The organism is Vibrio sp. 10N.261.55.A7 (assembly GCF_002877365.1).
Classification (GTDB): domain Bacteria; phylum Pseudomonadota; class Gammaproteobacteria; order Enterobacterales; family Vibrionaceae; genus Vibrio.
In genome coordinates this window covers 1-10,376 of sequence record NZ_MCWZ01000190.1, presented here as the reverse complement: position 1 = coordinate 10,376, position 10,376 = coordinate 1, and the positions used below count along the sequence as shown (strand labels likewise).

Below are 10,376 nucleotides of genomic sequence, written 5' to 3'. Positions count from 1 at the left end.
GAGTTAGACCGAATATGTTCGAACAAAATATAACTTCAGAAGCTTTAACAGTTACTACCGTTACTTCACAAGATCAGATCGCGCAAAAACCACTGCGTGACTCCGTTAAAGCATCTCTTAAAAACTATCTTGCTCAATTAAATGGCCAAGAAGTCACTGAACTATACGAATTAGTTCTAGCTGAAGTTGAACAGCCATTGCTTGATACCATCATGCAATACACGCGTGGTAACCAAACTCGCGCAGCAACTATGATGGGCATCAACCGCGGTACTCTTCGTAAGAAACTTAAAAAATACGGCATGAACTAATCATTCCTATTTTGAATTAGAAAGCCGGGCTCGCTATTTAGTGAGCCCGGCTTTTTTTATCTTACTAGCCCACCAACACGCAATTAGAAGCGCTTAGATTCAGGACGAAATTCCGTTTAAAACCATCCAGTTAGATTTTGACCACATGGTCATTTTGTGACCCATATAGTATTGATAAGATCAATAATGGCTATATAATGATTAATTAAATTCACGTTCGGATACGCTACATGGTTGATATGCAAAAGGAAGATTGGTTCAACCTCATTCTGCATGAGCTGCCTGAACGCTTATGGGTCATTGATGAAAACGGGTACATCCGCGAGAGTTTTGGTGATACAAATCCATTAAGTACAGCCCATTCTAAGTGCTATATCAATCAAACCATCGATGACATATACCCTCCTCCTGTTGCTGAACAACTCAATCGGTACATGACTCAAGTTCTTACCTCTGATTCTCTGATCAGTATTCAATATTCACTGGAGTCACACCAACAGCTGCAGCTTTCGATTGCTGACATTGAAGCCCAGGAGCTAAAGGGACAGCTCTGGTTTGAGGCGACACTCAAGCCGATATCTTTGTCGAATGGCTCTAAAGTGATCCTGTGGCAAGAGCGAGAAATAACCCAGTCCTATCGCCAGAGAGCAGAACTTAAAAAGCTATCTGAAACAGATGAACTCACTGGGATTCTCAACCGACGAGCCTTTATTCAAGGGCTAGAACAAGAGTTTAACGACCCGGCTCAAAGAAGCCTCTCTTGCCTGATGGTCGATATCGACCATTTCAAAGAGATTAACGATCAGGTCGGGCATTTATCTGGTGATGAAGTCATCACGCATGTTGCTCAAATTTGCCAAGGTCTTATTCGCACCAGCGATTATATTGGTCGCCTTGGAGGAGAAGAGTTTGGAATCGTACTGACCAATACCAGCGCTATACAAGCTTATGAAATCGCAGAACGCATTCGCCAATCAATAGAAGAGGCGTCTTGCACTGTTGATGGGCATGTTATTTACGCAACGGCCAGTATCGGTATTTCTGAGCTGACCTCTGAAGTCTCTTCCGTAAGAGAACTGCTTAAGCAAGCCGACAAGGCTATGTACTACTCTAAGCAAACAGGAAGAAATCAAGTCACTTTGTATTATGACAACCTTCCATCTATCAAGAATAGCCAAGAGTGTAAGGCCAATATTCTGCAAGCCTCTTAAGGTTGATGTTTCTTTACGTGGCTGCAAGGTCGTGTCAACTCCTCACTCGCCAGAGCACCTAAAATAGAACAATGGCTCGCATCATCCTCCACCAACCCGCAGCATGCATCATTGATTTTTTTTAACGCGGTACGAATCCTATTCAATTCTTTCATTTTGCTGTCTATCAATGCCAATTTTGCTGTGGTGATAGACTTTACTTCCGCGCAGCTGTGCTCTGTAGGCTCCAGTTTGATCTCGAGTAGCTCTTTGATCTCATCCAAGCTCAGACCCAGCTCTTTCGCTTTTAGTACAAAGCTGACCTGGCGCTGATTAGCCTCATTATAAAGGCGGTAACCCGACTCGCTTCGGCCCGCAGGTTTTATAAGTTGGTTCTTTTCATAAAAACGCAATGTATCTGTGCTCACTTGGCACTTTTTAGCCAATTCACCTATCTGAAACATACCCTTCCTCATAAGCAACCTTGTTACTTCTTTGGTTGAATTTCGTCGATTTTACAATTATTTTTGCGATGCCAAACGATTGCGCGAGCTTTTATGTAATAAATTAGTTAGAATGTGCGCCATCAAATCTGGAGCCTATTGTCGCTTTTATAAGCATAAAGGTCTTTCCCAAAACTGATTGATACTTTAGAGCGTTCATGATCATTTAACCTCACTCATGGATGATATTGCCATTACAGCATTGATTACAATGACATCGGCGCGAGTATCGTTTATTTTTGGCAAATATCTTTATTTTAACCCCATGAATTTGAGGAAGATGGAAGCATGAATAACGCTCGTCCAATTCGCCGCGCTCTAATCAGCGTATCAGACAAAACTGGTATCGTTGAATTTGCAAAAGCTCTTGCTAACCGTGGTGTAGATATCCTATCTACCGGTGGCACTGCTCGCCTGCTTGCTGAAAAAGGCATCTCTGTTACAGAAGTATCTGACTACACTGGTTTCCCAGAAATGATGGATGGCCGTGTGAAGACTCTGCACCCAAAAGTTCATGGTGGTGTTCTAGGCCGTCGTGGTCAAGACGATGACGTGATGGAAACTCACGGTATCAACCCTATCGATATGGTTGTTGTAAACCTATACCCATTCGCAGAAACCGTTGCTAAAGAAGGTTGTACCCTTGCTGACGCTGTTGAGAACATCGACATCGGCGGTCCAACAATGGTTCGCTCTGCAGCGAAAAACCACAAAGACGTGACTATCGTTGTTAACGCACACGACTACGAGCGCGTTGTTGCTGAAATGGATGCGAACGAGAAATCTCTAACGCTAGAGACTCGTTTCGACCTCGCTATCGCCGCATTCGAGCACACAGCTTCTTACGACGGCATGATCGCAAACTACTTCGGCACTATGGTTCCATCTTACGGTGAGAACAAGGAAGGCGATACTGAATCTAAATTCCCTCGCACGTTCAACCAGCAGTTCGAGAAAAAACAAGACATGCGCTACGGTGAGAACAGCCACCAAGCAGCCGCTTTCTACATTGAAGCGAACCCTGAAGAAGCATCTGTTTCTACTGCTCGCCAAATTCAAGGTAAAGCCCTTTCTTACAACAACATCGCTGACACTGACGCAGCGCTTGAGTGTGTGAAAGAGTTCGACGAGCCAGCATGTGTGATCGTTAAACACGCTAACCCATGTGGTGTGGCACTAGGTGAAGACATCCTAGAAGCTTACGACCGTGCATTCAAAACAGACCCAACGTCTGCATTTGGCGGCATCATTGCTTTCAACCGTGAGCTAGACGCTGCAACAGCAACGGCTATCACTGAGCGTCAATTCGTTGAAGTTATCATCGCACCATCCATTTCTGCTGAAGCAGTAGAAATCGTCGCGGCTAAGAAAAACCTTCGCCTACTTGAGTGTGGTGAATGGACAACTAAGACGACTGGCTTTGACGTGAAACGCGTTAACGGTGGCTTGCTAGTTCAAGACCGCGACCAAGGCATGGTTTCTGAAGATGACCTGAAAGTGGTTTCTAAGCGTCAACCAACAGCTGAAGAATTGAAAGATGCTCTATTCTGCTGGAAAGTAGCGAAATACGTGAAATCTAACGCGATCGTTTACTCGAAAGGCGACATGACGATTGGTGTCGGCGCTGGCCAAATGAGCCGCGTTTACTCTGCGAAAATCGCAGGCATCAAAGCTGCAGACGAAGGTCTACAGGTTGAAGGTTGTGTGATGGCATCTGATGCGTTCTTCCCATTCCGTGACGGCATCGACGCAGCAGCAGAAGCTGGCATTAAGTGTGTTATCCAACCAGGCGGCTCTATGCGTGATGACGAAGTTATCGCTGCTGCAGACGAACACGGCATGGCGATGATCTTTACGGGTATGCGTCACTTTAATCATTAAAAATCACTTGGTTTCTAGTTCTAAGTTCTAGAAACAGTTCAAAGCCTCGAATGACCTTCGAGGCTTAAGCAATTTAAGTTAAGGATTTTACAATGCGAGTTCTTATTATTGGTGCTGGCGGTCGTGAGCACGCTTTAGGCTGGAAAGCAGCACAAAACCCAAATGTCGAAACAGTATTCATCGCTCCAGGTAACGCAGGTACTGCACTTGAGCCTAAACTTGAGAACGTAAACATCGGCGTTGAAGACATCGCTGGTTTAGTGGCGTTTGCTCAAGAGAAAAAAATCGAACTGACTATCGTTGGCCCTGAAGCACCATTAGTAATTGGTGTGGTTGACGCATTCCGCGAAGTAGGCCTTCCTATCTTTGGTCCAACTCAAGCGGCAGCACAGCTTGAAGGTTCGAAAGCATTCACCAAAGACTTCCTAGCTCGTCATGACATCCCAACGGGTTACTACGCAAACTTCACTGAGATTGAGCCGGCTATTGCCTACGTACGTGAGCAAGGTGCACCAATCGTAGTGAAAGCTGACGGTCTTGCAGCTGGTAAAGGCGTTATCGTTGCGATGACACTTGAAGAAGCAGAAGAGGCAATCAAAGACATGCTAGCGGGCAACGCATTTGGCGAAGCTGGCAGCCGCGTGGTTATCGAAGAGTTCCTTGAAGGCGAAGAAGCAAGCTTCATCGTAATGGTTGACGGTTCTAGTGTTCTTCCTATGGCAACCAGCCAAGATCACAAACGCGTTGGCGACAAAGACACTGGCCCTAATACGGGCGGCATGGGTGCTTACTCTCCTGCGCCAGTTGTGACTCCTGAAATCCACAACCGTATCCTTGAGGAAGTTATCTACCCTACGGTACGTGGAATGGACGCTGAAGGCGCACCTTACACGGGTTTCCTTTACGCCGGTCTAATGATCGATGCTGACGGCACACCTAAGGTTATCGAATACAACTGCCGCTTCGGCGATCCAGAGACGCAACCTATCATGATGCGTATGGAGTCAGATCTTGTTGAGCTTTGCCTAATGGCTATCGACGAGAAGCTCGACGAAGCAGAGTCTAAGTGGGATCCACGCGCGTCTATTGGTGTGGTTCTAGCCGCTGGCGGCTACCCTGCTGACTACGCAAAAGGTGACGTTATTTCACTACCAACAGGCGACGTTGAAGGTCAAAAGATTTTCCACGCGGGTACGGCAAATAACGAAGCTGGCGATGTTGTGACAAACGGCGGTCGTGTGCTTTGTGCAACGGCACTAGGCAACTCGGTTTCTGAAGCTCAGGAACGCGCATACGCATTAACGAAGCAAGTTAGCTGGAATGGTATGTTCCACCGTAATGACATTGGTTACCGTGCGATTGCGCGTGAAAATGAGAGTAACTAACAAAACCTTTAAATAGGTCATTACTCTATAAACACAAAAAGGCGCTAAACAGCGCCTTTCTTCTATCTCAACGACTCGTTAATTCTCAACTATCAAATCTGGACGAGCAATGCAGTCGTGACTATCTTCGTCAAGCATTAGAAGCTCTTCGACTAACACCTTATTACCTCGTGTTTTTCCCAACACCGCAATATAACTATCTATGGCTGATAAACGATTCACCACAAAACCAGGCAACGTCTGATTAAACGCTATCTCATCATACTTACCACCAGAGCAAGTTTTGAAACTTGAACCGTTCCAGTAACCCTGAATCAATTCTAGCCCTTCGCGACCAAACTCCTTGGTCACCTCAGATACAGATTGCGCTTCCAACTTGTAGCGATTTAGCTGCTCTTCATTAATAGGAAGTATTTTGTCGTCAATACGATATTGTTGATATACCGCTTCGCCTCTCACGTTAAAGCGAACGTGAATACGGTACGGCACTAACCCGACATCTTGGCGGACTTGCTCACCTTCTCGAATGAGCTCTCGCATTTCTCCCTCACTCCAACGGTAATCCGTTTTATACCAACCATAATCACCCGAAAATACATGATCAGCGGCTGTATAAGATTGATTGAGTCTTTCGGTGTACCAGTACAACGTCGTCGCATCACCCATAGTCTTACCACCACTATAGTGCGAGAACTGATCAACGTTTGGAGTAGAGATGGATGAAGAACATCCCAGAAGAGAAGAACTAATTATTAAAGATAAGAGAGTTTTTTTCATAGAGAGAAATCACGCCGAGAGTCAGTTCAAACATCTCGGCGCATTATACGTTACTTCACTGAATCTTTCAGTGCTTTGCCCGCTACAAATGCAGGGACATTTGCTGCAGCAATTTGAATCTCTGCGCCAGTCTTAGGGTTACGACCAGTACGAGCTGCACGGTGATTTACTTTAAACGTACCAAAACCAATTAGTTGAACTTGGTCGCCTTCTTTAAGCGCATCAGTAACACTACCAAGTGTTGCTTCTAGAGCAGCTTTAGCTTGTGCTTTTGAAAGATCTGCTTTTTCAGCAATAAAATCGATTAATTGGGTCTTGTTCATTAGGTTTCCCTTCTCATAGGTTATCGAATTCAACTCACTCTAAATCATAAAGCCCCCGTCTGGCAAAGGTTTGTAGAGGTTCTTGAGGTTTTATGACCTACTTTTAACCGTATTATGAGCATTAACTCACAATTTAAGCGAAGTTGAGCGCTATTCCACATGAACTATTGCCTACAAACTCAGCAATTTAGAGTATCTAAAGTGAGAAAATCTGCGCTATCTCTGTTAAATATAATTAGCAGATCTGAGCACTGTACCGATAAAATGTGAACTTCCGACCCTATGATGCGGTCTTAAATTGTGATTTTTTCACCTATAGGAAAACCATGCTGTTACTTTTTATTTATGTTTCTGTCGCTATTGGCGTTTCATTTATTTGCTCTGTATTAGAAGCGGTACTCCTCAGTATCAGTCCTAGTTACATTGCTCAATTAAAACAAAATGGACACCCATCAGCAGAACGACTAAGCATACTGAAGCAAAACATAGATCGCCCACTCGCTTCCATTCTGACACTTAATACCATCGCCCATACGATAGGTGCGGCTAGTGCAGGTGCGCAAGCAGCAGCGGTATTCGGTAGCCAGTGGCTCGGTCTATTTTCAGCAGTATTAACGTTAGGAATTTTGGTTCTTTCTGAAATTGTACCGAAAACGATTGGTGCGACATACTGGCGTCAGCTGTCACCTATGTCAGCGGTTTTCCTCTACTGGATGGTATGGGCACTGACTCCATTCGTTTGGTTCTCAGAGCAAATAACAAAGAGGCTCTCTAGAGGGCATCAAGAGCCAAAAGTCAGAGATGAACTCTCTGCAATGGCAACACTCGCTAAAGACAGCGGGGAATTCGCGGAAGGTGAGTCTAAGATACTGCACAATTTACTGAACATAACCAACATACCAATTACGCAGGTGATGACTCCTCGACCGGTAGTCTTTCGTGAGAGCGCGTCTTTATCTATTGATGAATTCCTAGAAACACACCCAGAGACCCCATTCTCACGGCCACTCGTTTATAGCGAGTCCAAAGACAACATCATTGGTTTTGTACATAGACTGGATCTATACAAGCAGCAACAAAGCGGTTCAGGACACAAGCAATTGGGCTCTATCATGAGACCGATACACGTGATCCTAAATACGAAGTCGTTAACCGCAGCGTTCGATCAAATGATGTCACTCAGAGTCCAATTAGCAATGATCGTCGACGAATATGGTACGATCCAAGGTATCGTGACATTAGAAGATATTTTCGAGCATTTAATCGGCGAGGAGATTGTTGATGAAGCGGATAGATCTGTAGATATGCAGCAACTGGCTTTTGAACGCTGGGAAGCATGGAAAAAGCAACATGGCGTGATAGACGGTAAAAAAGACGACTAGGCAACAAGGGAGGGACATTCCCTCCCTTGTTCAGCTGGTTTACAGCGACATACCGATGTTGCTGATGGCTTCTTCTTTTAATTCTTGGCGAAGATCTTTGATCAGATCAATATCGCGCTCTTGAGCTTCTCTTAATGGCCTAAAAATGGCCCATTGAACATCCCACTCTGCACAAACGGCTTCATTTTCTTTCTGATTGTCGTTTGTGATCTCGACTTGTATTTGTGCTTCTTCAAGCTGTGCAACAGTCATTACAGACGTTTGACTTAGTTTCTGCATGTTGTCGTAGAGGTCTTCACGATCAAGTAAACCGTGCAATAGCGTTGATAACCCAACACAGGCATCAATCGCTGGATAAACACCGTAAAAGTCGAAATCTTCTGAGCTAGGAATTATCTCTTCTAATTTTTCCAACTGCTTCTCGAAATTAATCTTTGCGCTCTTGACCGTAAGCAGTTCCCAAACACTATCCAAAATATCGCGATAGACACGACTCTCTGCAAATTCTGTATTTTCACAAAATATGGCATAGTTAGGGTACATGCGCTCACATAAGCAAGCCATAAAGGTAATCTGTTGCCAAGGTTCAAATTTTTCAAGACGAACCTGTAAGGGATTCTGTAGCATAGTTACTCAATCGTTGCGGAAAAAGACAGCGGAAGTGTACTTGATAACCAACAGGGAAAAAAGCAAGCGAATGAATAATTTCACTCATAAGCTCTATATTCTCACTGAACAAGATGAAACTTACCTCAGTGAACTTAGGAAGCACTCTTTACCAGACCTCGAGGTAACAACAAACCGCTCTGAAGCGACCATAGTATTGGCGTCTCCTCCCATTATAGCCAAACAATTGGAAGACTTCCCTAATCTAGAATGGATGCAGTCGGTTTACGCGGGGATAGATTCACTGATGTTACCGACACTTAGGCAAGACTACCTGTTAACGAATGTGAAAGGGATTTTCGGGCAACAGATCGCCGAATATGTTCTTGGTTATACGATTTCATATTTCCGTCATTTTGATGTCTACAAGCAGCAAGAATCTCAAAAACAGTGGCTTCCGCATCGTTATACTTCATTGCAGGGAAAGAGAATGGTTATTTTGGGAACTGGCTCAATTGGCAGCTTTTTGGCTAAGTCGGCGCGCGCGCTCGGTATCGAAGTTTGTGGAATCAACCGAACAGGAATACCAAGTAAGGACTCTCCGTTTAGCGACGTTTACCACATTCAGGAATTTCCAAACGCGTTAAAAGGAACGGATATAATCATCAATACGCTTCCTGCCACCTCAGAAACAAATAATCTGATTAATAGGGAATTCTTTAGCTACTGTCATCAAGCTTTACTGTTTAATGTTGGCAGAGGCAATGCAGTCAACGAGCATGACCTTAGAGAAGCTATAACAGAAGGCAAGATTGCTCATGCATTCCTTGACGTATTTGTAAATGAACCGCTAACACCGGAACATCCATTCTGGGACATTGAGAAAATCACTGTTACCCCTCACATAGCAGCCAGTAGTTTTCCTGACCAAGTGATTGACCAGTTTAAAGATAACTACCTACGTTGGCGAGATGGATTTAAACTCATTAATAGGGTGGATTTCAATAGGGGCTACTAAAATGGAGCGATTACTTGCTCGTATTAAACAGTGTAATGTCTGTGCTCAACAACTAGAGCTAGGATCAAACCCAGTCGTTCAAGCTTCTCGTAAAGCAAAACTGTTGATTGTAGGCCAAGCGCCAGGACTTAAAGTGCACCAAAGCTCAATACCCTGGAATGATCCAAGTGGCGATAGACTTAGATCTTGGCTTAATCTAGATAAACATGACTTTTATGATTCTAGCAAGATAGCGATCGTCCCGATGGGTTTCTGCTACCCTGGGAAAGGTAAAACTGGCGATCTACCACCGAGATCAGAGTGTGCTCCTCTGTGGCACGAACAGCTGTTAGGACAAATGCCCAATGTTGGCATTACCCTTCTTATAGGACAATATGCGCAACGTTACTATTTGTCAGAAAGAAAAAGTACACTGACCGACACTGTACGTAATTGGTCGCAATGGGCTCCAAAGCAAATACCAATGCCACACCCTTCTCCAAGAAATGCAATCTGGCTAAAGAAGAACCCTTGGTTTGAAAAGGAAGTAGTGCCTTATATACGTAAATACGTACACGACCATTTGAAAGGCTAGCCGGATGGTCCACAGATTGGATGACAGAACAAAATATGATAGAGCCGCTAATAATACGCTCAAATATTCCTTCACGCTTCCTATCAGAGCCAATCACTCATTCAGCCTACTTACTCAAGAAATTACTTTTGTAAATGATGAGATGGCATTTGGCCAAACTAGAATACAGGCAACAGATATTAGCGGCTCAGTTGAACGATTTCGCTATTAGCCGGGCCACTAATGTCGAATAAGAAATAAAGAAGGCTGAAAAACTATTAAGTTCACTTATCTTAGTTAAGAGCGGGCTTTCAACTATAAAAATAGCCTAACTTCGACTAGTGAAACTTTTGCCGTTATTGATGGGTACTCAGAAGAGCAAACTTAACTAGGTTAGTATTTTGCATCGGTGAAGAGTGTATTTCACCAAAAACAAAAAGGCCTCAG

At 44.2% G+C, this 10,376-nt stretch carries 11 protein-coding genes; 7 read left to right on the top strand and 4 right to left on the bottom strand.

Going from position 1 to position 10,376, the window contains the following annotated elements; genetic code table 11:
* The first annotated feature begins 14 nt into the window (after positions 1–14).
* Complete coding sequence (gene fis / locus BCU12_RS10260; RefSeq protein WP_017035697.1) at positions 15–311, top strand: DNA-binding transcriptional regulator Fis; 297 nt, start codon at positions 15–17, stop codon at positions 309–311.
* A gap of 230 nt (positions 312–541) precedes the next feature.
* Positions 542–1,522 carry a GGDEF domain-containing protein gene (locus BCU12_RS10255; protein ID WP_102404208.1) on the top strand — a complete coding sequence of 327 codons (981 nt, stop codon included), beginning with the start codon at positions 542–544 and terminating at the stop codon, positions 1,520–1,522.
* On the opposite strand, the gene zntR is transcribed toward BCU12_RS10255, so the two are convergent.
* Positions 1,519–1,965 (bottom strand): Zn(2+)-responsive transcriptional regulator, encoded by a 447-nt coding sequence (gene zntR / locus BCU12_RS10250; protein ID WP_102404207.1) that lies wholly within the window; start codon positions 1,963–1,965, stop codon positions 1,519–1,521. The genes BCU12_RS10255 and zntR overlap by 4 nt on opposite strands.
* Positions 1,966–2,292: 327 nt before the next feature.
* Between zntR and purH the strand changes: the two genes are divergently transcribed.
* Positions 2,293–3,885, top strand: a complete 1,593-nt coding sequence (gene purH / locus BCU12_RS10245; protein ID WP_102404206.1) for a bifunctional phosphoribosylaminoimidazolecarboxamide formyltransferase/IMP cyclohydrolase — start codon at positions 2,293–2,295, stop codon at positions 3,883–3,885.
* A gap of 92 nt (positions 3,886–3,977) precedes the next feature.
* Positions 3,978–5,270, top strand: a complete 1,293-nt coding sequence (purD, locus tag BCU12_RS10240; protein WP_102404205.1) for a phosphoribosylamine--glycine ligase — start codon at positions 3,978–3,980, stop codon at positions 5,268–5,270.
* Between the two features lie 78 nt (positions 5,271–5,348).
* On the opposite strand, the gene BCU12_RS10235 is transcribed toward purD, so the two are convergent.
* Together BCU12_RS10235 and hupA are read right to left on the bottom strand one after the other, a co-directional pair.
* The gene (locus tag BCU12_RS10235) at positions 5,349–6,047 is read right to left on the bottom strand and encodes a DUF1481 domain-containing protein (protein ID WP_102404204.1); all 699 of its coding nucleotides are present in this window, start codon (positions 6,045–6,047) and stop codon (positions 5,349–5,351) included.
* A gap of 50 nt (positions 6,048–6,097) precedes the next feature.
* Positions 6,098–6,370 carry a nucleoid-associated protein HU-alpha gene (gene hupA, locus BCU12_RS10230; RefSeq protein WP_102404203.1) on the bottom strand — a complete coding sequence of 91 codons (273 nt, stop codon included), beginning with the start codon at positions 6,368–6,370 and terminating at the stop codon, positions 6,098–6,100.
* 326 nt (positions 6,371–6,696) lie between these two features.
* On the opposite strand from hupA, the gene BCU12_RS10225 reads away from it, so the two are divergent.
* On the top strand, positions 6,697–7,752 hold the full coding sequence (locus BCU12_RS10225; protein WP_102404202.1) for a hemolysin family protein: 1,056 nt from the start codon (positions 6,697–6,699) through the stop codon (positions 7,750–7,752).
* 39 nt (positions 7,753–7,791) lie between these two features.
* Here BCU12_RS10225 and BCU12_RS10220 read toward each other — a convergent pair whose 3' ends face one another.
* The gene (locus BCU12_RS10220) at positions 7,792–8,379 is read right to left on the bottom strand and encodes a DUF416 family protein (RefSeq protein ID WP_102404201.1); all 588 of its coding nucleotides are present in this window, start codon (positions 8,377–8,379) and stop codon (positions 7,792–7,794) included.
* A 70-nt stretch (positions 8,380–8,449) separates the two neighbouring features.
* Between BCU12_RS10220 and BCU12_RS10215 the strand changes: the two genes are divergently transcribed.
* Complete coding sequence (locus BCU12_RS10215; RefSeq protein WP_102404200.1) at positions 8,450–9,376, top strand: D-2-hydroxyacid dehydrogenase; 927 nt, start codon at positions 8,450–8,452, stop codon at positions 9,374–9,376.
* 1 nt (position 9,377) lies between these two features.
* A complete protein-coding gene (locus tag BCU12_RS10210; RefSeq protein ID WP_102404199.1) occupies positions 9,378–9,950 on the top strand; it encodes a uracil-DNA glycosylase family protein in 573 nt (190 codons plus the stop codon).
* The last annotated feature ends 426 nt before the right edge of the window (positions 9,951–10,376 follow it).

Excerpts from the sequence above, each read along its gene's own strand:
- zntR (WP_102404207.1), bottom strand. The coding sequence starts at position 1,965 with ATGTTTCAGATAGGTGAATTGGCTAAAAAGTGCCAAGTGAGCACAGAT.
- BCU12_RS10225 (WP_102404202.1), top strand. The coding sequence starts at position 6,697 with ATGCTGTTACTTTTTATTTATGTTTCTGTCGCTATTGGCGTTTCATTT.
- fis (WP_017035697.1), top strand. The coding sequence starts at position 15 with ATGTTCGAACAAAATATAACTTCAGAAGCTTTAACAGTTACTACCGTT.
- purH (WP_102404206.1), top strand. The coding sequence starts at position 2,293 with ATGAATAACGCTCGTCCAATTCGCCGCGCTCTAATCAGCGTATCAGAC.
- BCU12_RS10235 (WP_102404204.1), bottom strand. The coding sequence starts at position 6,047 with ATGAAAAAAACTCTCTTATCTTTAATAATTAGTTCTTCTCTTCTGGGA.
- purD (WP_102404205.1), top strand. The coding sequence starts at position 3,978 with ATGCGAGTTCTTATTATTGGTGCTGGCGGTCGTGAGCACGCTTTAGGC.
- BCU12_RS10215 (WP_102404200.1), top strand. The coding sequence starts at position 8,450 with ATGAATAATTTCACTCATAAGCTCTATATTCTCACTGAACAAGATGAA.
- BCU12_RS10255 (WP_102404208.1), top strand. The coding sequence starts at position 542 with ATGGTTGATATGCAAAAGGAAGATTGGTTCAACCTCATTCTGCATGAG.
- hupA (WP_102404203.1), bottom strand. The coding sequence starts at position 6,370 with ATGAACAAGACCCAATTAATCGATTTTATTGCTGAAAAAGCAGATCTT.
- BCU12_RS10210 (WP_102404199.1), top strand. The coding sequence starts at position 9,378 with ATGGAGCGATTACTTGCTCGTATTAAACAGTGTAATGTCTGTGCTCAA.
- BCU12_RS10220 (WP_102404201.1), bottom strand. The coding sequence starts at position 8,379 with ATGCTACAGAATCCCTTACAGGTTCGTCTTGAAAAATTTGAACCTTGG.